This is a genomic window from Mesobacillus maritimus, assembly GCF_023715205.1.
Taxonomy (GTDB): domain Bacteria; phylum Bacillota; class Bacilli; order Bacillales; family Cytobacillaceae; genus Mesobacillus_B; species Mesobacillus_B maritimus_C.
The window spans coordinates 1-22,674 of record NZ_JAMBNR010000003.1; the positions used below are offsets into that span (position 1 = coordinate 1).

At 38.7% G+C, this 22,674-nt stretch carries 24 protein-coding genes and 2 pseudogenes; 8 read left to right on the forward strand and 18 right to left on the reverse strand.

All coding sequences use genetic code 11. The features are described 5' to 3' along the window. Positions 1–188: 188 nt before the first annotated feature. On the reverse strand, positions 189–1,694 hold the full coding sequence (locus M3182_RS04640; RefSeq protein WP_251432211.1) for a leucyl aminopeptidase: 1,506 nt from the start codon (positions 1,692–1,694) through the stop codon (positions 189–191). A gap of 60 nt (positions 1,695–1,754) precedes the next feature. Then, complete coding sequence (locus M3182_RS04645) at positions 1,755–2,138, reverse strand: DUF309 domain-containing protein (RefSeq protein ID WP_251557117.1); 384 nt, start codon at positions 2,136–2,138, stop codon at positions 1,755–1,757. Positions 2,139–2,247: 109 nt separating this feature from the next. Between M3182_RS04645 and M3182_RS04650 the strand changes: the two genes are divergently transcribed. After that, positions 2,248–2,721 carry a divergent PAP2 family protein gene (locus M3182_RS04650; RefSeq protein ID WP_251432217.1) on the forward strand — a complete coding sequence of 158 codons (474 nt, stop codon included), beginning with the start codon at positions 2,248–2,250 and terminating at the stop codon, positions 2,719–2,721. A gap of 196 nt (positions 2,722–2,917) precedes the next feature. On the opposite strand, the gene spsC is transcribed toward M3182_RS04650, so the two are convergent. From spsC to M3182_RS04670, 4 genes are all read right to left on the reverse strand, one after another. Beyond that, positions 2,918–3,625 carry a stationary phase survival protein SpsC gene (gene spsC / locus M3182_RS04655; RefSeq protein ID WP_251557119.1) on the reverse strand — a complete coding sequence of 236 codons (708 nt, stop codon included), beginning with the start codon at positions 3,623–3,625 and terminating at the stop codon, positions 2,918–2,920. Positions 3,626–3,855: 230 nt separating this feature from the next. Continuing rightward, positions 3,856–4,161, reverse strand: a complete 306-nt coding sequence (locus M3182_RS04660; protein WP_251432489.1) for a YuiB family protein — start codon at positions 4,159–4,161, stop codon at positions 3,856–3,858. Positions 4,162–4,265: 104 nt separating this feature from the next. Further along, on the reverse strand, positions 4,266–4,748 hold the full coding sequence (locus M3182_RS04665; RefSeq protein WP_251557121.1) for an NUDIX domain-containing protein: 483 nt from the start codon (positions 4,746–4,748) through the stop codon (positions 4,266–4,268). 637 nt (positions 4,749–5,385) lie between these two features. Next, on the reverse strand, positions 5,386–6,603 hold the full coding sequence (locus M3182_RS04670) for an NAD(P)/FAD-dependent oxidoreductase (RefSeq protein WP_251557124.1): 1,218 nt from the start codon (positions 6,601–6,603) through the stop codon (positions 5,386–5,388). A 365-nt stretch (positions 6,604–6,968) separates the two neighbouring features. On the opposite strand from M3182_RS04670, the gene M3182_RS04675 reads away from it, so the two are divergent. Further along, a complete protein-coding gene (locus M3182_RS04675; protein ID WP_251557126.1) occupies positions 6,969–7,964 on the forward strand; it encodes an NAD(P)/FAD-dependent oxidoreductase in 996 nt (331 codons plus the stop codon). Positions 7,965–8,068: 104 nt separating this feature from the next. Here the strand turns inward: M3182_RS04675 and M3182_RS04680 are convergent, their stop codons facing one another. Continuing rightward, the gene (locus M3182_RS04680; RefSeq protein ID WP_251432231.1) at positions 8,069–8,431 is read right to left on the reverse strand and encodes a HesB/IscA family protein; all 363 of its coding nucleotides are present in this window, start codon (positions 8,429–8,431) and stop codon (positions 8,069–8,071) included. Positions 8,432–8,628: 197 nt separating this feature from the next. Beyond that, positions 8,629–8,865, reverse strand: a complete 237-nt coding sequence (locus M3182_RS04685; RefSeq protein ID WP_251557128.1) for a YuzB family protein — start codon at positions 8,863–8,865, stop codon at positions 8,629–8,631. Positions 8,866–9,112: 247 nt separating this feature from the next. Between M3182_RS04685 and M3182_RS04690 the strand changes: the two genes are divergently transcribed. After that, complete coding sequence (locus tag M3182_RS04690; RefSeq protein WP_251557130.1) at positions 9,113–10,180, forward strand: NAD(P)/FAD-dependent oxidoreductase; 1,068 nt, start codon at positions 9,113–9,115, stop codon at positions 10,178–10,180. 473 nt (positions 10,181–10,653) lie between these two features. Here M3182_RS04690 and M3182_RS04695 read toward each other — a convergent pair. Beyond that, positions 10,654–10,910, reverse strand: a pseudogene (locus M3182_RS04695) (NifU family protein). Positions 10,911–11,030: 120 nt separating this feature from the next. Here M3182_RS04695 and M3182_RS04700 point away from each other — a divergent pair. Then, positions 11,031–11,357 carry a YuzD family protein gene (locus M3182_RS04700; RefSeq protein ID WP_251432241.1) on the forward strand — a complete coding sequence of 109 codons (327 nt, stop codon included), beginning with the start codon at positions 11,031–11,033 and terminating at the stop codon, positions 11,355–11,357. A gap of 58 nt (positions 11,358–11,415) precedes the next feature. Here M3182_RS04700 and thrB read toward each other — a convergent pair whose 3' ends face one another. The 5 genes from thrB to yutH all read right to left on the reverse strand — a co-directional run bounded on the left by thrB (position 11,416) and on the right by yutH (position 16,922). Next, positions 11,416–12,345: a homoserine kinase gene (gene thrB, locus M3182_RS04705; RefSeq protein WP_285867109.1), complete on the reverse strand. Its 930-nt coding sequence runs from the start codon at positions 12,343–12,345 to the stop codon at positions 11,416–11,418. Beyond that, the gene (gene thrC / locus M3182_RS04710) at positions 12,342–13,391 is read right to left on the reverse strand and encodes a threonine synthase (RefSeq protein WP_251432266.1); all 1,050 of its coding nucleotides are present in this window, start codon (positions 13,389–13,391) and stop codon (positions 12,342–12,344) included. The genes thrB and thrC overlap by 4 nt, the downstream gene beginning before the upstream one ends. Next, positions 13,388–14,686, reverse strand: coding sequence for a homoserine dehydrogenase (locus M3182_RS04715; RefSeq protein ID WP_251432269.1), 1,299 nt, complete (start codon positions 14,684–14,686; stop codon positions 13,388–13,390). Before M3182_RS04715 ends, thrC begins: the two co-directional genes overlap by 4 nt. A gap of 183 nt (positions 14,687–14,869) precedes the next feature. Further along, positions 14,870–15,850, reverse strand: coding sequence for a 2-hydroxyacid dehydrogenase (locus M3182_RS04720; RefSeq protein WP_251432272.1), 981 nt, complete (start codon positions 15,848–15,850; stop codon positions 14,870–14,872). 64 nt (positions 15,851–15,914) lie between these two features. After that, a complete protein-coding gene (gene yutH / locus M3182_RS04725; RefSeq protein ID WP_251432275.1) occupies positions 15,915–16,922 on the reverse strand; it encodes a spore coat putative kinase YutH in 1,008 nt (335 codons plus the stop codon). Between the two features lie 189 nt (positions 16,923–17,111). Here yutH and M3182_RS04730 point away from each other — a divergent pair, with 189 nt between their 5' ends. Then, positions 17,112–17,615: a phosphatidylglycerophosphatase A family protein gene (locus tag M3182_RS04730; protein WP_251432277.1), complete on the forward strand. Its 504-nt coding sequence runs from the start codon at positions 17,112–17,114 to the stop codon at positions 17,613–17,615. A 383-nt stretch (positions 17,616–17,998) separates the two neighbouring features. Here M3182_RS04730 and M3182_RS04735 read toward each other — a convergent pair whose 3' ends face one another. Beyond that, entirely contained in the window at positions 17,999–18,766 is a 768-nt protein-coding gene (locus M3182_RS04735; RefSeq protein WP_251432280.1) for a TIGR01457 family HAD-type hydrolase, read from the reverse strand. A gap of 289 nt (positions 18,767–19,055) precedes the next feature. Then, positions 19,056–19,493 carry a DUF86 domain-containing protein gene (locus tag M3182_RS04740; RefSeq protein WP_251557132.1) on the reverse strand — a complete coding sequence of 146 codons (438 nt, stop codon included), beginning with the start codon at positions 19,491–19,493 and terminating at the stop codon, positions 19,056–19,058. A gap of 191 nt (positions 19,494–19,684) precedes the next feature. On the opposite strand from M3182_RS04740, the gene M3182_RS04745 reads away from it, so the two are divergent. Continuing rightward, positions 19,685–19,951 carry a DUF3055 domain-containing protein gene (locus M3182_RS04745; protein WP_251432285.1) on the forward strand — a complete coding sequence of 89 codons (267 nt, stop codon included), beginning with the start codon at positions 19,685–19,687 and terminating at the stop codon, positions 19,949–19,951. Between the two features lie 79 nt (positions 19,952–20,030). Then, positions 20,031–20,314: pseudogene (locus tag M3182_RS04750) on the forward strand (cytosolic protein). A 64-nt stretch (positions 20,315–20,378) separates the two neighbouring features. On the opposite strand, the gene M3182_RS04755 reads toward M3182_RS04750, so the two are convergent. Beyond that, the gene (locus M3182_RS04755; protein ID WP_251432292.1) at positions 20,379–20,654 is read right to left on the reverse strand and encodes a YutD family protein; all 276 of its coding nucleotides are present in this window, start codon (positions 20,652–20,654) and stop codon (positions 20,379–20,381) included. A gap of 154 nt (positions 20,655–20,808) precedes the next feature. Here M3182_RS04755 and M3182_RS04760 point away from each other — a divergent pair, with 154 nt between their 5' ends. Further along, positions 20,809–21,456, forward strand: a complete 648-nt coding sequence (locus tag M3182_RS04760; RefSeq protein ID WP_251557134.1) for a YhcN/YlaJ family sporulation lipoprotein — start codon at positions 20,809–20,811, stop codon at positions 21,454–21,456. 58 nt (positions 21,457–21,514) lie between these two features. Here the strand turns inward: M3182_RS04760 and lipA are convergent, their stop codons facing one another. Continuing rightward, positions 21,515–22,438, reverse strand: a complete 924-nt coding sequence (gene lipA, locus M3182_RS04765; protein ID WP_251557147.1) for a lipoyl synthase — start codon at positions 22,436–22,438, stop codon at positions 21,515–21,517. Positions 22,439–22,674 lie beyond the last annotated feature (236 nt).

Sequence of the window (22,674 nt, forward strand, 5' to 3'; positions counted from 1 at the left end):
TAAGGAAGTTATACAGGAGACCGTAAAATACGGTAGCCCTAGTTTCCTATTGACTAAATTCAATTATTAACATTGTTATCAAAAAAGATAGGGTTTAAACCCTTAATTTATTTTCACAGAAAAGAGCCAGATTTAAACACGAAAGTACAAAAAAGAACCCCACCGATAACGGTAGGATTCTTCTCGTATTATGAAATTGGTTCAAACCTTTCAATAAGAAGAGCAAGGGTTCGAGCCATTACACCCGTAGCTCCTGATGGTCCTAAATCATGATTTTGTTTTGTCACGGATGTACCTGCAATATCCAAGTGTACCCATGGAGTGCTTTCAGCAAATTCGCCAACAAAAGCCGCTCCCATAATCGCATGCCCTTCACTTCCTGGTGAATTATTCAAGTCGGCAATCTTACTGCTTCGGACACGTTCCCAATCTTTTTCAAAAATTGGAAGCCTCCACATTGGTTCGCCTGCTTCATAAGATGCTTCTAGTACCTGTTCAAACCAGGATTCATTGTTCGTAAAAGCACCAGTTGTGTTTAACCCTAGTGCGGTGATTACGCCTCCTGTTAAGGTAGCAACATCCACTAAATAATTCGCTCCGTGAAATTTTGCATAGGTGATCGCGTCAGCTAACACTAGACGGCCTTCTGCATCCGTATTTAAAACCTCAATTGTTTTCCCACTCATTGAAGTAATCACGTCATCTGGTTTGAAAGCATTCCCGCTAATCATGTTGTCGGTTGAAGGAATCACCGCAACAACATTTTGTTCTGGTTTAAGTTCGCCAATGATTTGCATTGCCCCAAGAACAGCAGCTGCTCCACCCATATCCGTCTTCATTCCAACAATGCCCATCTTTGTCTTTAAGGAATAGCCCCCTGTATCAAAGGTAATTCCTTTTCCAACAAGACCAATGACGTTTTCCCAAGTTTCTTTTCCTTGATATTTCAAAACAATCATTCTTGGAGGTTCTTCTGATCCCTGGTTAACCGCCAATAAAGCACCCATTCCTAAATTTTCAATTTGCTCTTTTTCAAGGATCTCGACTTCAAATCCGTACTTTCCCCCAAGCTCCTGAGCATAGGTAGCCATATCTTTCGCGGTCAGCATATTTCCAGGTGTATTAACAAGTGTACGAGCCGAATTTACTCCCATTCCATATACATAACCTACCGATAGAGCCGCTTCGACTTCATCAGTTTCGGGTCCTGTCACATACAATGTTAGGCTTTCAATATTCTTTTCTGGTAAGTTAGGCTTTTGCTTATACCCCTCAAACTGATAAGTTCCCATTGCAAATGCCTCACCTAATGCATGAGCAGCATCTAAAGAATCTACATTTTCATTCGTAAACGTATCCAGAACAAACGTAGCCTCTGTCCATCTTTCTGAGCTGGCCGACTTAAACAAGCGGCCAAGCGCTTCACGAAGCAACTCAAACGAAAATTCCTTCTCAGTTCCTAGACCCACGAAGTATAATCGTTTCGCACCGATTTTATTAAATGTATGTACTTTGGAGATCCCTTTTTTCTTAGCAGAAATATCTCCACTTTTTAACAATTCCATTATGTATCCATCTAACCGTGAGTCCAACTCTGCAAGTGTGCCTTTTAAATTTGTTGTTTTCTGAAAGACACCTATAACCAGACACTCATGCTGACTCGCAAAATCTAATTCTTTTTTTACATTAAACAAAAGCTCCACCTCCAAAAAGATACCTCTATTATACCCAAATTCAGCTTTTATTTCGACTCCCTAATTTTCTTCTAAGTATAAGAATAGCTGTGGCAGCACAGGCAATTCATTAATCGCAGAAAAAGGAACTTTATCAAGATCTTTTGGTATAATAGAAAGGCATCGTTCAATATAGCCAATAATGTTTTCCAAATCTAGACCCCAATGCTTAGGACGATAATCGTTTAAATACTCAAGGGCAACTGTCATCATTAACCGTGTTCCCTTGACATTTCCATAACTATAATGATAAAGAGCAACACTCATTTGCAATAATCCTTTCAAAAAGAGATTGCTTTTATCCTCCATCCACATTTCTTCAAGTAAATCGTGACATGTATAATAATCAGCTTCATTGAATTTAACAAAAAAATCATAATATTCAAGTGGGTAATTTGGTAGCATTTTTTTACCTCCTGTTGATATGTTATTCTTTTTATTAACCATACCAAGCTACTTTTTCTACTTGAAAAAAATAATTCATTATCATTGACATTCTAGGGGGAATTCTATCATGGAATTGCTGCAAAACTTTCCATTATGGGCATCGATCGCTGCTATCTTTTTTGCTCAGTTTGTAAAGGTACCTATCCAATATATTGCTACCAAAAGGGTTGACTGGTCGCTGCTAACTAGTACGGGCGGTATGCCAAGTTCCCATTCAGCTGCTGTTACAGCCCTTTCAACAGGTGTTGCGCTTGAAACTGGAATGGATTCTCCAATTTTTGCGGTATCTGCGCTTTTTGCGATTATAACCATGTTTGATGCAACTGGTGTACGAAGACAAGCTGGTGAGCAAGCTGTTGTATTAAATCAATTAGTCTCTGACTTCTATCGCATTATCGAAGATGCGAAAGATTGGCCTAAAAAGCCTGGAAATGAAAAACGAAAAGAATTAAAAGAATTACTTGGTCATAAGCCAATCGAAGTTTTTTTTGGTGGATTAACGGGAGTGCTCCTTACTCTATTCTTACATTCTATTCTATAAAACAAAAAAGAAAGCTCGCTAGTCAGCGAGCACTAAATATCCTCATTTGTATAGTGGTTAAATGAAAAAGAAACTTTTCCCCTTTTAGAAAAAATGGGTTGTGTTAATCAAATAAAATAAAAAAGTGCCGAGAAATTTACTCTTTCTCGGCAATCTAAGCAAGCAATAGCTTGCTTTTTTGCATTCTTACTAGTCATTAAGATTTTTTCTCATCTACATATTGTTGACGAAAAACTTGCATCGTTTCATCTTCATTCATCGCCTGCAACTCTTCTTCCGTAAGCTTTCCATTGCCCATTTTAATAATGGACACTTCGACCGTTTTCTTTCCCCACTCTTCATAAACATCTTCAACCGTATCATAATACAAATCTAATTTATTCCCTTTGATGGCACCACCTTTATCTGCAACAACACCATAACCATAGCCAGGAATAAATAGAACCGTCCCAATCGGAAAGACATCTAAATCTGCTGCAATCGTGGAAAAAAGGTCCCGTTTCACCTTAACTCCTGAGTAGGTTATCCCATATTCAGGGTGATTTGGAAACTTACCTGTTGATTCTACACCGGCCGTATACCCTGTTGCTTCAAGAGTCTTCTTAGGATACTGTGACCAATCTAGGTCTTCTAAAGCAGGTGGGTTTTTACTTGAAACATTTCCACTAGCTGAAACAGTTCTTTCTTCTCCTAAAAGCAAATAAATAAATTCGTTTGCAAAACCGACGATATTATTTGTAAAAAGATGCTTCTCTTCCTTTTCTTGCGTTTGTTTCATTTGATTAAAATAGTCAGTTACATTCGATAATCCTAAACCAGTGATGGAATAGAGCGTTGTTAATAAAGCAAATACAAATAGCAATGTCATCAATGAACGTCTTGCCCATTTGTTCATTTTATTCATGTAAATCTTTCACTCCTTCCATGAATATTCATTTCCTACCAAGAAAGGAATTATTCATTTCAGAGTCAAAGAGTTGCTTACACGCGCTTTATCACAGATATAACCGTTGAAAGTCCAAGGAATGATGAGTCTCAAGTAGTTCTGTTGAGAACAAAAGGGGTCTTTTAGTTGCGCTAATGTTAACTAGCAATCAAAAAAGTCCCCCAAAATTTCTTTGAAGGACCATTTCTTTAAAACATTTGATAACCTTTTTTCCGTAACAGTTTAATCACAATTCCAGCAACAATTGCTCCTGCTAATCCCGAAATCAGAATCATTAAATCTGCTGGCGCAAGATTCGCAAAGTTTGTCCCAAGTTTCTGGAACGACTGTCCACTGTTAGTAAAATATTCAATAAATCGAACGTCATCAACAATAAAAATAACAACAATTGGATAAATAATAGCCATTACCCATGACATTCTTAGTAACATATTTAGCAGAAACCCTATACCAAAAAATAATACAAAGAATAGTAAAATGGATATGATGAACATTACAATCGTCACGAATGATTCCCCCTAATCCCTATCATTAACAGTTTACTGATAACCCTTTTTTGAGTCAATAAACTTAACTGTCAAAATAAGAATACCTCCCATTAAAAGAAAAGCTTGTAAGCTGTGTATTCAAAATGATCTCCTGGATTCACATTATTGATTGGCGGTTTGGAAAACCCATTCGTCTGTTTCATTAAATATTGAAGCATAACAGAAACATTAGACTTGTCCATTAATTCTGCAGGTGCCATGTAGCAAGCCTCGAATAATTCTGAATGCTGGATTTGAATGACTTGATCTTTTTGCGGTTCTAATAAAAATAAAATCATATTGTCACTTATCTCATTCCGAATTACCCCTGTTCTTAGCCCAATCATCCCTTTCAATGAACATTGAATTCCGGTCTCCTCTGCTACCTCTCTGAGGACAGCTTCATCTGCAGTTTCCCCTTCGTTCACAAATCCTGCTGGTAATGACCACTGATTTTTTAAGCCACTGTATCTTTTTTTAACAACCAACCAATCCCCATTAGCGTCAACTACAAGGCCTGCCACAGCAAGCCAAACTTTTCCTCGCTTAGACAAATTATCCCCGTCCCTTTTTACTCTATTTTATCAGAAGATGAGGCGATCTGGTGAACCAAGCGTTTAAATGAAACTTTTCTCGCTCTTTCGACAACCCTAGATTGTTGTTGAGATTCTATAAACTGTAGGGGAATTTGTAAAGTAGAGAGATTAAATAACATTAGAAATAGCAAGGGGGATTTATCCCTTGCTATTTTGCGTTTAATTGCTCTCTTCAGATTGCGAACAAACCATTTCCTCTTCCTCCTATGAGAAGCGGAGAATTTCCTTCTATTGTATTTAGGGGAAGCTTATGAAGAGGGAAATATGGGTATTTCCCAATTTAATCGGAATTCTTCCGTTTATTTTTCATATGCAGTGGAATCAACAGTCTATAAATCAAAATGCAGGTAAATAAGTAGTGTATTTTGCTATGCACTTGCTATTGTCCACCACCTTTTATAAACAAATTGCACTACATATTCTCTCAAAAAAATGATCAAAACCCCTTTATATCAACAACAAAAATAGACCTCCAAATTACCATGTAATTTGGAGGTCTATTTGATTACATTTTTATGTTAATTTACGGAACCCGTTACCAGAAAGAACTGCTTTTTTTTAGGTTCATGCGGTAATAGCACTTTATAAGTTGTTCTTAGAAAATGTTGAATTTCCCTTTCTTGAATACCAAGGATGGACCACCGATCATATAAAGTGCGCGGTTATCAATCATTTTCTTTAAGAAAGAAGCTTTTGCACCAACAAATTTCTTACCGAATGCCGTTCCAATTGCTTCATCTTCTCCTAATGAACATACTGTTCCTTTATTATCAAATTCAAATGTTTCAAGTTCATTCTTACCACGGATAAGTGCAACAATGTTGCGTGCACAAACCTCACCTTGTTGCATCGCAATCTGTGCAGTTGGTGGATATGGACGATTAATCTCTTCGTTAATAATTAAAGAGCAATCTCCAACAATAAAGAGATTTTCTTTACCAGGTACTCTCAAATCAAGATTTACTTTTACACGGCCGCGCATTGCTTCGATACCAGACTTTTCAATCACAGAGTTACCACGTACACCTGCTGCCCAAACCACTGTACCAGCCTTGATTTCTTCTACTTCGTCTTCGCCCTTAGCAACAATAATACCCTCTGGAGTTGCTTCTTTAATCGCTGTGCCGATTCGGAACTCGACACCTTTCTTTTCAAGGTAAGATGTAGCATAATTGACAAGCTCTGGGTCAAACCCTGGAAGAACCATTGGAGCAGCTTCCACACAGATTACTTTCACTTTATGGAAATCAACATCATATTCTTTGCAAAGCTCTGGAATACGGTTTGATAATTCACCTAGGAATTCAATTCCTGTAAATCCTGCTCCACCAACAACAATTGTTAGACGCTCATCTTTCTTCTCTGCTTCTGTGTTGTAAGTTGCAAATTGATATTCAATATGTTCACGAATTTGACGTGCAGCATTCACATTTACAATCGAGAATGCATACTCTTTCAAGCCTTTGATACCAAAGGTTTCTGATTCAGCGCCGAGAGAAATCACAAGATAATCATAGCTAATTTCGCCACTATCAAGAATAACACGATTCTCTTCATGTTTTATTTCTTCAACTGTCGCTTGAACAAATTCAACTTTTTGTGTATCAATTACTTCACGTACATCGTAACGGACACGATCATGGTGTAAAGTACCTGCAGATGCTTCATGTAGCCAAGTTGTTTCATAATGATAATCATTTTTGTTCACAAGAACGATATCAGCCTCGTTTACTCCAACTTGTTTTTGTAATCTTGTCGCAGTCATTAAGCCACCATAACCTGCTCCAAGAACGACGATTTTTGGCTTTCTCAAGTTAATCACTTCCACCTTTTTTTATAATTTATTTTATTTTTTTCTTTTTACTCAATAATTACTAATAACAAATTATGACTTTACACACTTAACAAGATTGTGATTTTCTTCACTTATCACGAGAAAAAAATAAAATGAAAATGTCACAAAAAATTAACATTCTGTTCGCACATCTTAAATCATATTCTTTTTCCTTTTGTTTTTCAAGTCATATTAAGTAAAATAAATAATTTTGATTACTCTGTAAAATACTTAACTAGAGACCTTTTCCATCACGAGTAGCTAACCTCTGAAGGAGGTTTTTATTAGATATTTTATGGTATGATAAACATGGAATAAAATTGTACGTAGCGAGGGGGATTTGTGTGAAAGAAGATCAAAAGTTATATGATATTACCGTTATTGGTGGCGGACCTGTCGGGTTATTTACAGCTTTTTATGGTGGGATGCGGCAAGCTACTGTTAAAATAATTGAAAGCCTCCCACAACTTGGAGGGCAATTGTCTGCTTTATACCCTGAAAAATACATATACGATGTCGCTGGATTTCCAAAGGTTCGAGCCCAAGAATTAGTCGATAACCTTAAAGAACAAATGGCAAAATTTGAACCCACAATTGTCCTTGAGCAAGCAGTACAACAACTAGAAAAATTAGATAACGGAAATATTAAATTAGTAACCGATAAAGAGACACATTATACAAAAGCGGTCGTTATCACAGCAGGAAATGGAGCTTTCCAACCACGCCGTTTGGAATTAGAAAATGCTGCTAAATACGAAGGAAAGAACCTTCACTACTTTATTGATGACCTCAATCAATTCTCAGGTCAAAAAGTAGCCGTATTAGGTGGAGGCGATTCTGCTGTGGACTGGGCGTTAATGCTTGAACCAATAGCTGAAAAGGTCAGTATTGTCCACCGCCGGGATAAGTTTCGTGCTCACGAACATAGCGTAGAAAACTTGGAAAAATCAAAAGTAGATATACAAACTCCATATGTTCCCCTCGAACTTGTTGGCGACGGATCTACAATAAAGCAACTTGTTTTAAAAGAAGCAAATGGGGATGCTCAACTAACTTTAGATGTAGACGCTATCATTTGTAATTTTGGCTTTGTGTCATCTCTTGGCCCAATTAAAGACTGGGGTCTTAATATAGAAAAGAATTCCATAGTCGTTAATTCAAAAATGGAAACCAATATCCCTGGTGTTTATGCTGCAGGAGATATTTGCACCTATGAAGGGAAAGTAAAACTCATCGCATCTGGATTTGGTGAAGCACCGACCGCTGTCAATAATGCTAAATCCTATATGGATCCCAAAGCGAAAGTACAACCTTTACACAGTTCCTCTATGTTTAAATAAGAAAAGCGGAAGTGGCTCGGTCAGCCCCGACAAGCAATGGAGCGTAACTAAACCTACTACTTTAAAAAATAAAAAAAAGCAAGGTGGAAAACACCTTGCTTTTTTTAGCACTCCTCAGGTGTACCTGTTACAGCGGCCGTGCGGAATGAAGAGCCACAACCACATGAAGCAATCGCATTTGGATTATCAATTGTGAAACCTCCACCCATCAATGACTGCTTATAGCTAATGACCGTACCTTTTAAAATCGGGATGCTATCAGTATCAATTAACACTTTAATGCCATGCTGTTCCAATTGCTGATCGCCTTCTTCAACTTCGTGAGCAAAACCCATTCCGTATGAAAGCCCACTACATCCCCCACCTTTTACAGCTACACGAAGGAATGCACTTTCTTCTTCATTTTCTTTCATCATATCCTTTATCTGCAAAGCAGCTTCTTCAGTAAGTGTAATAACTTGTTCCATTCTAAAACCTCCAGCTATGAAGTTTCGTACTTATCTTTATTATATACAGTCTAAGCTTTCTCCTCAACCAATCTGAATTCAATTAGGTCTGTCCATTTCTATCCAATTAAGTTTTGAGTCCCTTTTTTTAAAAAATTTAAGCGTACTTCCAAATACTACTTGCTCGTTATATTAGAAAATTCAAAAACAACCTTCATTTAAAACATTGGATTATTTTCCAAAAATTGATAGACTTTCTCAACGAGTTCGTCAGGTGTATCTGCAGTAACTGGTTCCCCATTGACTAGAGCATATAATCCTCTTGCGCATTTTCCACAATAACTTAGACACCCATATTCAATAATATCTAAATTAGGATCTCGCTTTAATTCCTCTAAGGTTTTCTGAGCACCATTCGCTAGGTTACTAATACAGAATTCGACTAGTGGCCTCATATCTAACTGTTCACCTCTTTATTAATGGTTAATCCTACCTGTTTTCCTATAGGACGTCAATATTAATAACTTGAGCTTCCAAATTAAAATTGTTGTTATTTTGACACAATTTCGTTATAATTCTGTTGGAGCTTATTGTACTTACTATTCTAAGATATTTTTCTATTAAAAAATGAAAACGTTTCAGCAAAAAACAAATGTGCAAACAAAGGGATAGTATCAAGAGGACGAAAAAGGGGATATTTATATGAAAAATCTCGTGATTCTCGGAGGCGGTTATGGTGGAATGAGAGTTCTCCAACGCCTTTTGCCAAACGATTTACCCGAAGATGTAACCATTACGTTAATTGACCGTGTACCATACCACTGTTTAAAAACAGAGTACTATGCTCTAGCCGCGGGAACCATTTCTGATCAGCATGTTCGTGTCAGCTTCCCAGAACATCCTAGACTAAATATTATTTACGCAGAAGTAACAGGCATTGAACTTAACGAACAACATGTGAACCTTCAAACGGGGAAAAGTATTCAATATGACGAATTAATTATCGGACTTGGATGCGAAGACAAATATCACAATGTTCCAGGCGCTGAAGAATTCACCTACAGTATTCAATCCATCGAGAAAGCTCGTGATACGTATCAACGACTAAATAACCTACCAGCTGGATCAACGGTAGGAATCGTAGGCGCTGGCCTTAGTGGGGTTGAATTAGCAAGTGAGCTCAACGAAAGTAGAAGTGATTTGAAAATCAAGCTTTTCGACCGTGGGAATTTCATTCTATCTTCCTTTCCTGAAAGACTAAGTATCTATGTTCAAAATTGGTTTGACACAAATTCAGTTGACATAATCAATAATGCTAACATTACTAGAGTCGAACAAAGTATGTTGTATAACCACGATGAAGCGATTCCAGTTGATGCTGTTGTTTGGACAGCTGGAATCCAAGCAAATCGAATCGTTCGTGAACTACCAACTGAAAAAGACACTATGGGGCGTGCCGTCATTACTCCTAGGCATCATCTACCAAACAACGAGAATGTCTTTATACTTGGTGACTGTGCAAGTCTCCCTCATGCGCCTAGTGCTCAACTGGCTGAAGGGCAGGCAGAACAAATCGCCGAAGTCCTAACCAAACGTTGGAAGGGCGAAGAACCACCTGAGTCTTTCCCACCAATCAAACTAAAAGGAATTCTCGGCTCTTTAGGAAAAAAACACGGTTTCGGTCTTATAAACGAAAGACCAATCACTGGCAGAGTTGCAAGATTACTAAAATCCGGAATCCTATGGGTCTATAAATATCATAATGGATAGAAAAGCGGAAGCGGCTTGTTCAGCCCCTCGAGTCGCTGTAGCTGGACAATAGAAAAGCGGAGGCGACTGCTCAGCGACGTACGGACTGGAGCTCTCCGACTGAGATAAGACTTTTCTTTGGGCTTTTGCCCTTAGAAAAGTCAATCGGGTTCTTACTGGCTGTTATGCAATTACTGGCAGTTGAACGGGATAAAGGAAACACGAAGAGCGTTAGCGATTCGATGTTGACGCAATTCGTTGCAGAGAACTGCGAAGTCCACTAGACGAATACTAGGGTGGAAAGAAATAAGGGTGCCTTTAAGGCACCCTTATTTACTGCAATTTTCATAAATGTAATGTTTAAAACTTTATAAAAGTGTATCTGTAAACTCTTCCCTCAAAATGCATAAAAAAATATGCCTAGCTTAAAAGAGTTTCTCTATTAAAAACACGGCTTTGCTTTTGAGCAAAGCCGCTTCTAGTGTGTAAATTAATTAGAATACTTGTTCAACTTCAACAACGCCAGGAACCTCTTCTAAAAGAGCACGTTCAATTCCAGCTTTCAACGTAATAGTTGAGCTTGGGCAGCTACCGCAAGCACCAAGTAAACGCAATTTTACGATTCCTTCGTCAACGTCAACAAGTTCACAGTCACCGCCGTCACGAAGTAGGAATGGACGCAATTTATCTAGTACTTCCTGGACTTGTTCAAACATTTGCTGTTCAGACATGTAAAATCGACTCCTTTCATATCACTATTATAATCACATCCCCTTAAAAAATCTATTGTTTAAACCGAAATCCAATATTCAACAGTTATTTTTAGGTGTAAAGTTTAAAATATTGTAAAATAAAAGTGGAGGGGATGCCGATGCCACAAAAAGAAATTGAAATCATTGTCTATGGTGCCACACAAATCTGTCCTAGCTGCGTAAATCTACCGTCTTCAAAGGAGACATATGAATGGCTTGAAGCTGCGATTAGTCGAAAATACAAAGACCAGCCATTTACAATTACCTACGTCGATATTTTTAATCCACCGGAAGATGAGGAAAAAAAGGCATTTGCTGAAGAAGTCATCGAAGAAGACCTCTTTTATCCAGTGGTCCTACTAGAAGGAAAGATCGTGGGTGAAGGAAACCCACGGCTAAAAACCATCTTTGCAGAAATGGAAAAGTACGGATACACCAGTGAATGATTTATGCTTTTAAATAGAAATTGCCCCTCCATTTTAGACAAAAATGGAGGGGCAATTTTCATATCGTACTCTTTTTCTTGTTAGCCATTTCAACCGTAACTTGGCTCCCAACCAAATCAATCTCCAATTCCACCACTCTCATTGAAGGTAAAGAAGCTTCTAGTGAAGCAGCCAAAGCTTTCCCTTTTTCTGGTTCTAGCAAACAAAGAATGGTTGGTCCGGCTCCACTTAACGCCGTACCAAAAGCTCCTGCCTCGGCAGCCAAAGCCTCAACTTCTTCCCACCAAGGAATTAACTTACGACGATAGGGCTCATGAAACCGATCTCGATTCATCATTTTGCCTGCCAAAGCCCAATTACGTGTCAAGAACGCTGCAATTAATTGGTTTGAAACTGCGCTAGCTTCAACAGCCTGAGCAAATGGCAGATAACCGGGCAGGACTTCCCGAGCAGATTCCGTAAGAAGTTCTTCTTCAGGAATAATCGCCACTACATCCATTTCGACAGAGGATAATACCGTCAAATCAATTTCATCGCCTAATTGACTTCCAACCACAAATCCCCCGTAAATAGAGGCTCCTACATTATCGGGATGTCCTTCAATTTCTGCAGAAATCTCGAGCTTTTCCTGCTTAGATAGTTGAAGATTACAAAAATAGTCAGCTAATTCAATTCCAGCAATAATAGCTGCAGCACTTGATCCGAGACCACGGGTCAGTGGTATTTCACTGCTTACCGTTAACCGACAAGGCGGCATTTCTTTTCCATATTGTTTTGCCGTCCTCATTGCCATCTTGACAATGAAATGCTGTTCATCCTTCGGAAAGACCGCTAATTCTTGTGTCATTGGAATGACTTCCCAAGTTTCAGATTTTTCAGCTTCCACTGTTAAATATAAACTAAGAGCCATACCGATGGAATCAAAACCAGGACCAAGATTTGCTGTACTAGCAGGTACTCTTACAGTTACCATCCCATCCTTACTCATTGGTGGACAACTCCACGAATATGTTCACTGACTTTCTGTTCATCATTTGGTAACACAACCGGTTTGATTTCGCTACACTCAATCGCAGTTGCAGGGTCTTTTAAACCATTTCCTGTTAGAACAGCAACAATCCTAGAGCCCTTAGGAATTTCTCCTTTCTTTAAAAGCTTAAAGATTCCTGCAAGAGATGCACAAGAACCAGGCTCCGCAAAAACGCCTTCTTTTCTTGTAATCAATTGATAAGCTTCGAGAATTTCTTCATCGGTTACTTCGTCAATTAGTCCTCCAGATTCATCTCTTGCATTCACAGCTAGCTTCCAGCTTGCTGGATTTCCAATTCGAATAGCTGTGGCAATGGTTTCTGGATTTTCGAAGACTCGGTCATGAACAATTGCTGCAGCCCCAGCTGCTTCAAATCCATACATTTTCGGAAGTCCCTTTCCATATTCCTTAAAGCCTTTCCAATAAGCACTAATGTTCCCAGCATTTCCAACCGGAATAGCTAAAATATCTGGTGCTCCTCCAAGCTGATCACAGACTTCAAATGCTGCTGTTTTTTGTCCTTCAAGTCGATGTGGATTAACAGAATTGACTAATGCTACTGGTTCTGTTTCACTAATATTTCGAACCATTTTAAGGGCTTCATCAAAGTTTCCTTCAATCGAAATAATCTCAGCTCCATACATAACGGCTTGAGCTAGTTTCCCCATTGCAATTTTCCCTTCAGGGATGACCACAATACAACGCATACCCGCCCGTGCCGCATATGCTGCTGCCGCCGCAGAAGTGTTCCCAGTTGAGGCACAGATGACAGTATCACTGCCTTCCTCTTTTGCTTTAGCAACCGCCATAACCATTCCTCTATCCTTAAAGGATCCCGTAGGATTAGTTCCTTCCGTCTTAACGTATAAATCAATCCCATATTCTTCAGATAAATGGTCCAGTCGAACAAGAGGTGTATTCCCTTCGTTCAACGTTAGCATTGGTGTTTTATCTGTAACTGGTAAGTATTCTTTATATTCTTCTATTAGTCCTCTCCATCTCATGCGTTCGCACTTCCTTCCACTCTATAGGAACTCTTAATATCCTTAATTGCATCAAGGTCCCTTAGCTGCATAAATATTTCTTCGAAGCTTTTAAGTGACGCCTTATGGGTCACAACAACTATTTCTGCAAGTCCTTTTTCCTTAACAGGTAGTTGGAGAATTTTTTCAAAGCTCACTCCGTGTTGCGTAAAGACAGACGTAATTTCGGCAAACACACCAACCTCATCTTTCGCATGGATTCGAAGGAAATATTTTGAATAAATCTCCTCTGAATCTTTTAAGTTCTTAGCGAATTGTGGTGCAACTGCATAGCTACCATTGATTCCTAGTCTCATATTTTTCACAACCGCAACTAAATCAGAGACAATTGACGTAGCGGTTGGCAAGCTTCCTGCACCAGGGCCGTAGAACATCGTTTCGCCCACTGCCTCACCATATACATATACAGCATTATATTCATTTTGAACAGAAGATAACGGATGTGTTTTAGGTAACAAGGTTGGTTGGACACTCACTTCCACTTTATCACCATCACGATCAGCAATTCCCAATAATTTCATTGTATAACCAAGTCGGTTTGCATAATGAAGATCCTCTTCCGTGACCATAGTGATACCCGTAGTTTTCACATCATCAAGATCTACCTTCATCGAAAAACCAAGTGTGGCAAGGATTACCATCTTTCTTGCTGCATCAAGGCCATCGACATCAGATGCAGGATTCGCTTCAGCAAACCCAAGCGCTTGTGCCTCTTTTAATACATCCTCATAAGCCAGTCCTTCCTCCGTCATTTTTGTAAGGATATAATTAGTTGTTCCATTAACTATCCCCATTAACTTATTAATTCGATCAGAAGAAAGGCCATCCACAAGGCTTCGAATAATCGGAATTCCTCCGGCAACACTCGCCTCGTAGAATAAATCACAGCCGTTTTCAGATGCTGCTGTTAACAGTTCTCCACCATGTACGGCCATTAAATCTTTATTCGCGGTCACAATATGCTTTTTGTTCTGAATGGCTTGTAACATATAATCCTTTGTGTTTTCAACGCCACCCATCACTTCAATAATGACATCAATTTCCGGGTCATTGATGATTTCATTCACCTGATCCGTTAATATAGCTGGATTAATCTCTACATCTCTTTCTTTATTAACATCCTTTACGAGAACCTTTTTTACTTGGATTGGACAACCAACTTGATGCATGAGTTTATCTTGATGGTTTTCAATAATCTTGATAACACCACTACCAACCGTTCCAAGTCCAAGTAATCCAATTGAAATAGCCTTCATCGATGCTCCCTCGCTCTCTGTTCTCCCTAAACGAACAATTGTCTTTGTATAGTAGACATTATATAGACTGTTTGTCGTCTTTACAAGGACTATTTTGAATAAATCAAAAATGTAAACGTTTCATCTCAAAATTTTTTGAAAAAACACAATAAGAGTAAAGAATTTAAACACTTGCCCTGTATTTTAACGTTCAAGCAACTGTGTATTAACGAGTGTTTTCGGTTCTTGACCTGTTAAAATTCGCTGGATATTTTCCACACAAATATGTATCATTGCCCTTCTTGTATCAATACTTGCGCTTCCAATATGTGGGAGAGCCGTCACGTTCGCTAGTTTTAATAACGGATGATCAGCTGAAATTGGCTCTTGTTCAAAAACATCTAAGCCAGCCCCTGCAATTTGTTTGTCAACTAATGCATCATATAGGCTCGCCTCATCGGCTACAGCCCCTCTTGAAGCGTTAATAAATAGAGCAGAGTGCTTCATTTTTTTAAACACATCGGCATTAAACATATGCTTTGTTTCAGCCGTTAATGGCGCCAAGGCAACAACAAAATCGGATTTTTCAATCAACTCATCGAATGAACAATATTTTGCTCCTATTACCTGTTCAGCTTGAGGCTTTCGTGAGCGATTGTGATATAGAATTTCCATTCCGAATCCTTTCGCACGGCGTGCTACTGCCTCACCAATTTTCCCCATCCCACAGATGCCAATGGTTTTTTGATAAACATCATGACCCGCCAGTAGAAACGGACTCCAACTCTGCCACTTTCCTTCTTTAATAAACTCTGCCGCTTCTACAACGCGACGGGCTGCAGCAAGTAACAATGCAAACGTAAGATCTGCTGTTGTTTCTGTTAGGACATCTGGAGTATTGCAAACATAAATTCCTCTTTTCGTCGCGGCTTCGATATCGATATTATCGTAACCCACTGCCATATTCGCAACGACCCTTAAATTCTTGGCCTTAGCCAACAATTCTTCTGTTACAGGATCTGATACCACTGTAAACAAAGCATCTACCTCTTCAATTTCAGAAAACAAGACTTCCCTCGGGACAGAAATTTCTTCATGATCCCACATCTTTACATCGAATTTTTCTTGTAATTCCAAAACGCACTCATCAGGAAGTTTTCTCGTAATATAAATAGATGGCTTCATTGTTTTTCCCCTTTTAATAAGTTTTCATAATTATTTTAACATACTGATCATTGCTAGATATAGACTATTTAATCAACCATTTTACAGTTGGCAATTTATACGTCCGAACTGGGGCTTCAACTAGTTGATAAAATCTCCCGAGAAATTGTTCTTGTTCACTCGATTGTTTTAAATACTTGTAAAGCTTTTCTTCTAGTTCTCGTTTTTCAGTTTCAGAAGTAGAAATATAATAAGCTTCAATGCACTCGAAATAATGCAGCGGGAACATGAGCCTTGCAAATAGTAACCTCCACGAAAAAGGAGAAAGCCGGTTTACTTGCTGATACTCTGCCATAAACTTTCTAATCTCAGGCTGGTACGTTTGGGAGTTATAAAAATATCGTTCGCGAATATACTCGGCAAGATCTCTTGAAGCATGGTCAAACACCCAATCATATGGGTTTTTAATTAATTGTTCTCTTCCCCAGATTTGCCGGTTACAACGTTCATGACAAACGGTCCCAGTGTCTACTGCTTCAGGTTTTATATCAAGTTCAGTATCAATTAAATATTGGACCGCATTTTCAGTAAGCCCCATATAATAAGGAAAAGAATCAAAGAACATTTTTTCAAATTCATTTTCTGGCCCTTGATTTAACTTACCGTTCCAGAAGCCTTCCATTTGATCTAAACGCTTTTCCCATAGTTCTTTCCACTGTCCAATTCTTTTAATGGATTCTACTGGAAAAGGCATGTGTCTTCCACGAAAATGAAAACGAGCTAATTTTTTTCCCATTTTGCGTGCATGAAGTGGTTTTATATTTTCATATTGTAATAGACAGTAATTGTTTCCCTGCCACTCACTTATTGTTTTACCATCATTCGTTGCAAGAAGAACCGGAACTTCTTTATCTCCAAACGTGCGCAATTGCTCTGATATGTTTTTAAGCTCGCTAAGTTCTTGCTCTTTTCTCCCATTTACATTCATAATTAAGTAAAGTGAAGTTTCCTGTTTATATGCGCGATAGTTTTCAATCTCTAACTCATAACCACCTTTAACGCCATATCGTTCTCTAAGCATTTTTTCAAACATTATATTTCTCCCCCTCAGAAAGTTTCACTTTGTAGTACTATATGTGTCTTCGGCGGGAAACTTGTTAATTATGAAGAATGCATCATCCCTAATTTGGGATATCCTGTAAGGTAAGAGAAACATTTAGAAAGGAAATTAACTTTTACATTTCAAATTAATCTGGAAATAAAGAAAGAAGGGTGACATTATATGTTAGAAAAGAATAAAGCAATCCAACTTACGGAGGAAACAGCACGGGAATGGCTAAAAAAACGTGGTGTCGAAGTGAAAGATATTGCGGAATTGGTCTATTACCTACAAGAAAAGTACCACCCATCTTTATCAATAGAGGATTGTCTCGAAAACGTTGAACGTGTCCTGTCAAAGCGTGAGGTTCAAAATGCAATTTTAACAGGGATTCAACTCGACATCCTCGCTGAACAGAAAAAGCTAGAAGAGCCCCTCCAATCCATAATCGAAGTTGATGAAGGTTTATATGGGGTAGACGAAATTCTAGCCTTTTCCATTGTAAATATTTATGGTTCCATCGGGTTTACAAATTACGGATATATCGATAAACAGAAACCTGGAATCCTTGCTAAACTAAATGACAAGTCTAGTGGTCAATGTCATACGTTTCTTGATGACATTGTCGGTGCAATCGCAGCCGCTGCTTCAAGCCGACTCGCCCACCGAGCAGCCGATATAGAGTAAAAAGAAAAGCGCAAGCGGCTTGGTCAACTCCGATTGGGCATAAGACGAACATGAATAGAAGGCGTTCTTTGCCTTCAATTCAGGGGTGGCTTATGACCCGAGGAGTTAGCCGCTGGAGCTGGACAAAAGAAAAGCGCAAGCGGCTCGTTCAGCCCCGACAAGCGCTGGAGGTCCGGCTGCTGAAGTCGCTTTTTGACTTCAACTGACGGACCGAAGCGACTCGAGGGGCTAGCCGCTGGAGCTGGACATTAAGAAAAGCGCAAGCGTCTTGCTCAGGGGATTCGGACATTTCTCTGAGGCGACTATTATTCTTCTTTGAACATTTTCATCTTTGTAAACAAAACTACCCGTTTCACGAAAGTCTTCGCGAAACGGGTAGTTTTTTAGATGTCCCACTGGTCAAGTGTATCTATTGTATAAGTTGGTTGAACTTTATATTGTTTTAAATGTTCTTTCGTTGTTACACCAGTGTGAACAAGCAAGGTGTCCATTCCTGCCTTTATCCCAGCAAGAATATCAGTATCATAGTTATCCCCGACCATTAAAGTTTCATCTTTGCTAGTCCCAAGCACTTTCAAAGCTTGGTTCATAATAATCGATTCCGGCTTCCCGATAAAAATCGGCTTTGTCTGTGTCGAAACGGCTACAACAGAGGTTAGAGATCCGTTTCCAGGTAATAGCCCCCTTTCGGTCGGAATCGCAATATCACCATTAGTAGAAATAAATGTCGCACCATTTCGAACGGCGAGACAAGCTACCGACAATTTTTCATAAGAGATTTCACGATCAATTCCCATTACGACAAAATCAGCTGCTTCTCCATTTTCCACAAAGTTCTTTTCAGCTAGGGCTACTCTTAAACCTTCTTCTCCAATTATGTATACAGTTGCATCCTGCTTCTTTTCATAAATATAATTGGCTGTTGCTTGGCTTGTGGTGAATACTTGTTTTTCGTCAGCCTGAATGTTGAAGGCGGTTAATTTTTCAGCTACCTGAGCAGGAGTCCTTGAAGAATTATTTGTCACAAACAAGTAGGGGATCCCCTTTTTGTTTAAGCGATTAATAAAATCCGCTGCCTCTTCAATTTGCTCTGTTCCTTTGTACATCGTGCCATCAAGGTCAATTAAATAGCCTTTATATGTTTTCGTCATTGCTTTTTCCTCCTTATCCAATTATTATCCCTCTTTTTTTATTATCAAAAAATCATACCTGTTTGGGATCTACTTTTGTCCATGCTGGCTCAATTGCTAACTAAATAAGTGGTCATCTTTTCATCATTTGAAAATGCTATCATAGTTGTTTTTCCGTGCGTGGGAAAATACTATCCAGCCTATTATATCCTGACTCCTCTAACTGTTGGAATCAGAAAATAAATGAAAAACACACGAGACCACTAGTCGTGTGTTTGTCAGTTCAGGGTTCTTATTGTGATAAAAATACTCAGTTTTTAAAAGCAGAAACAGGTCCTAATTCATTTGTTAAATATTCACGAACCTTCTCAGAGAATTGTTCAAGAACTGGTAGCGCTTTTAAAAATGCCTCACTAAGATTTTCATGATCCACTCTCGTATATTGTTGGACAGTAACTTTCCGGAATGGAATGATATTCACTAGTCCTGCGTGCATCTCTTTCGTTAATACATTTTCATCACTAAGAATATCGATGATGTCTTCATAGCTACCGGGGTCACGCATGATAAAACCATCAATCATCATATTCCCAACATCTAGAATTGCTTCAAGGATTGTATGAGTCAATCGTTCCAAAGCCGCTTTTTCGATTTGCGATGTCCATTGTCCATGATTCTTAAACAATTCAATCTGCCGATCTAAATAGACAAGCGTTTCCTCAATTGCCTCTCTGTCAACAAAATACATGCCGATTCCTCCATCACGCCTTATTTCCTGATATCCTATACTATTGTAACATAATGAAAACGATTCCCGTCGCTTTTTGGCGAAAGATTCTAACTTAATTGAAGAAATTATGCAGAGGATATCGCTTTTTGATAAGATGATAAAGTAGATATATGGCAAGGATGGAATGTGAACCAGGGGAGGAATTTTTTATGACAGACCGCTTTTTCTTATACGATGATTTAGTTAATACTAAAACACGATTTGTCAGTTTTATGGGAGAAAATCAGCGTTTTGATTTGGCTCTTATCCAATCAGATCGCTACTATGGAAAAGTTCTTGTACTCGATATTCAAGGAAATCGGTTTGCCATCATCGGTCATGATGACCTTGATGAGGAGGGCTATTTAGAACACGCATTTAATCTGCAAGAAGAAGATGCAGAAGAGCTCAGATCCTTTTTAAGGGAAGCTGTTTAATTTTTCTCCTATTTCGTTTTGTTATTCTTAGGGTTTACCACAAATACTAAGAATACAATGCGATAGGAAGGTGATAACAGTGGGCAACAAAGATTCAGAAGTATTTTCTGATTTATCCAATGTGGAAAAACAAAAGAATTACTTAACGGCTGAGGAATTTCCAGATGGACCATATGGTTCGCCAATCCATGCCGATAAACCAGTGGAGAAAAAAGCACTGAGTGGAAAGAAGGACAAAGATTTTATAGCAACTTTAACTATGAGAATAAATCTTTGCATCAGGAGCTTCCTAGGCAGATGGAAGGAGCTCATCCTCCACATGATGATCCTGAAAAGGATGTCCAAGAGCCATATACACCTTAAGAAGCAACAGGGCGAGCTGCACAACCTATGCACTCACCAAGAAAAGGGCCTACATGGCCCTTTCTTATTTTTTCACTTTTTTCACGATAAAATAAGCACAACCAAAATTACAGAATTCATAGAGATACTCGCTCACTGTACTAATTTTTGTATCAAAGGTTGCTTTTTGACTTTGATCTTCAAAGAATCCTTTCAGCCGTAATTGACCATACCCCCAATCGCCGACAATATAATCATAACGTGTCAAGATATCACTATATCGTGAACGGAAAGCTTCCTCATTAAAGGCATCTTTATACTCATCTACCAGCTCATAGCAGATATTATTGATGCAATACATTCTTTTCACCTCTTTTGTTTCCTTCAAAATTTATCTATGTTTCCAGCTAAATGATATTTCTTAACCTATCCACCTATAAATTATAACTGATTCTCCAGCAATTACTAAGTGAAAAAAGAAAATAATGGGTCATTCTAGCTAATAGGGGGTGTTTTTGTTGATAAAAAAAGGCGTTGCCATTTTAGGTATTTGCACATTGGCATTAACAGCTTGTGCTGGGAACGATACAGACCAAGCGGGCCAAGGACAGAAAGTAAATACTTTCAACGAAACTGACAATCATTTGCATACAAATAGCCATGAACCTGGTTTTAAAAACTCAGATATGAAAAAAAATGACACTGGTTTTGGTTATGTCCGTTATAAAAGAACTGGCGTTATGACAGCAGAAGATCAACCCAAATTTGAAATTGACCGCGAGCAATTAGCCGATATGATCTCAAAACTTAGTGCACAGGTTCCAAATGTAGATGATGTTTCAACATTGGTGACAGATGAGGAAGTTCTCGTTGTTTACGCAACGGATACCGAGGATCGGCATGACACAGCTAACCAAGTGAAAAAAATGGCCATGTCCGTTGTACCGGGTTGGTACCATATTTATGTTACTGACGACACAGGTTTACGTCAAAACATCGAGAATTTTGCTACCCTTAATACAAATAGTCGTGAAATCCACGACTTAATTGATGGAGTAGTTAAACAAATGAAATCAACTCCTCAAGGCACGGTGAATGAAAAAGGGTATGAGAACAGCGAGGCACAAAATGAGGAATATGAGGATAATACCCAATCTAATTAATCTTTAAAAACAAAGCCAGTACCTAGCGCAAGCAAACGGTACTGGCTTTCTACTATCATTATGCTTCTTTTTTCGCTTGTTCTTGTTCACTTAAAGCTTGTTTACGTTTAGTAGCTTCATTTACTTGTTCATCCGCGTGATAAGAAGACCGCACTAAAGGACCTGCCTCGCAATGGCTGAAGCCTTTACCTAAGGCAATTTCTTTTAGCTCATTAAATTCATCTGGATGATAGTATTTAACTACTTTCAAATGCTTCTTCGACGGTTGTAAATATTGGCCAAGGGTTAGAATGTCAACATTATTTGCACGCAAATCATCCATAGCCTCGATAATTTCTTCCTTGGTCTCCCCTAGCCCAATCATGATACTGGATTTCGTAGGAATTGATGGCTGCATTTCTTTTGCACGACGCAGGAATTCCAATGAACGTTCATATGTGGCTCTAGCCCGAACTCTTGGAGTAAGTCGTTTAACTGTCTCGATATTGTGATTTAAGATATCAGGCTTGGCATCCATCAAGACTTTAAGGTTGTCATATACACCGCCCATATCAGATGGAAGAACTTCAATGGATGTAAACGGATTCTTACGACGGATTGCTCTGACTGTTTCAGCAAAAACTTCAGCTCCCCCGTCTTTTAAATCGTCCCTTGCCACTGCCGTAACAACAACATGTTTTAAATTCATTGTTACAACTGAATCTGCTACCCTTTCAGGCTCTTTTAAATCAAGCTCTGTTGGCAAACCTGTTTTAACAGCACAAAAACGACATGCACGAGTACAAATATCCCCAAGGATCATAAATGTAGCCGTACGTCTTACCGCCCAACACTCATGAATATTTGGACATCTTGCTTCCTCGCACACGGTATGTAGGCTCTGCTCACGCATCATTTTCTTTAAGCCAGTGTAACTTTCGTTCGTATTTAACTTTATTTTGAGCCAATCGGGCTTTCTAAGAACTTCCTCTTTGCTACTCATTTTGTCACTCCATTCCTATAAAAAACGCCCTTTATCTAGGGATTACCCCTACCTAGTCACTTTACCATACATCCAAAATAGAGTACAGTCTGCTGTTTCCATAATTTTCTCATTATGATATTGTCTGTTTCTCATAAACTAAAGACATCAAACATGTAAGTTCGTATCGAACTCTATACCAGAAAGGCTTTGCCCTTCTGGATAGGTGCCTTCATAAATACGATTAGGTAAAAAAG

Excerpts from the sequence above, each read along its gene's own strand:
- M3182_RS04650 (WP_251432217.1), top strand. The coding sequence starts at position 2,248 with ATGGAATTGCTGCAAAACTTTCCATTATGGGCATCGATCGCTGCTATC.
- M3182_RS04680 (WP_251432231.1), bottom strand. The coding sequence starts at position 8,431 with ATGGAACAAGTTATTACACTTACTGAAGAAGCTGCTTTGCAGATAAAG.
- M3182_RS04715 (WP_251432269.1), bottom strand. The coding sequence starts at position 14,686 with ATGAAGGCTATTTCAATTGGATTACTTGGACTTGGAACGGTTGGTAGT.
- M3182_RS04745 (WP_251432285.1), top strand. The coding sequence starts at position 19,685 with ATGACAGACCGCTTTTTCTTATACGATGATTTAGTTAATACTAAAACA.
- M3182_RS04700 (WP_251432241.1), top strand. The coding sequence starts at position 11,031 with ATGCCACAAAAAGAAATTGAAATCATTGTCTATGGTGCCACACAAATC.
- M3182_RS04720 (WP_251432272.1), bottom strand. The coding sequence starts at position 15,850 with ATGAAGCCATCTATTTATATTACGAGAAAACTTCCTGATGAGTGCGTT.
- M3182_RS04690 (WP_251557130.1), top strand. The coding sequence starts at position 9,113 with ATGAAAAATCTCGTGATTCTCGGAGGCGGTTATGGTGGAATGAGAGTT.
- M3182_RS04730 (WP_251432277.1), top strand. The coding sequence starts at position 17,112 with ATGTTAGAAAAGAATAAAGCAATCCAACTTACGGAGGAAACAGCACGG.
- lipA (WP_251557147.1), bottom strand. The coding sequence starts at position 22,438 with ATGAGTAGCAAAGAGGAAGTTCTTAGAAAGCCCGATTGGCTCAAAATA.
- thrC (WP_251432266.1), bottom strand. The coding sequence starts at position 13,391 with ATGAGATGGAGAGGACTAATAGAAGAATATAAAGAATACTTACCAGTT.
- spsC (WP_251557119.1), bottom strand. The coding sequence starts at position 3,625 with ATGAATAAAATGAACAAATGGGCAAGACGTTCATTGATGACATTGCTA.
- yutH (WP_251432275.1), bottom strand. The coding sequence starts at position 16,922 with ATGTTTGAAAAAATGCTTAGAGAACGATATGGCGTTAAAGGTGGTTAT.
- M3182_RS04660 (WP_251432489.1), bottom strand. The coding sequence starts at position 4,161 with ATGTTCATCATATCCATTTTACTATTCTTTGTATTATTTTTTGGTATA.
- M3182_RS04740 (WP_251557132.1), bottom strand. The coding sequence starts at position 19,493 with ATGTATTTTGTTGACAGAGAGGCAATTGAGGAAACGCTTGTCTATTTA.
- M3182_RS04645 (WP_251557117.1), bottom strand. The coding sequence starts at position 2,138 with ATGCTACCAAATTACCCACTTGAATATTATGATTTTTTTGTTAAATTC.
- M3182_RS04755 (WP_251432292.1), bottom strand. The coding sequence starts at position 20,654 with ATGTATTGCATCAATAATATCTGCTATGAGCTGGTAGATGAGTATAAA.
- thrB (WP_285867109.1), bottom strand. The coding sequence starts at position 12,345 with ATGAGTAAGGATGGGATGGTAACTGTAAGAGTACCTGCTAGTACAGCA.
- M3182_RS04735 (WP_251432280.1), bottom strand. The coding sequence starts at position 18,766 with ATGACGAAAACATATAAAGGCTATTTAATTGACCTTGATGGCACGATG.
- M3182_RS04685 (WP_251557128.1), bottom strand. The coding sequence starts at position 8,865 with ATGAGGCCACTAGTCGAATTCTGTATTAGTAACCTAGCGAATGGTGCT.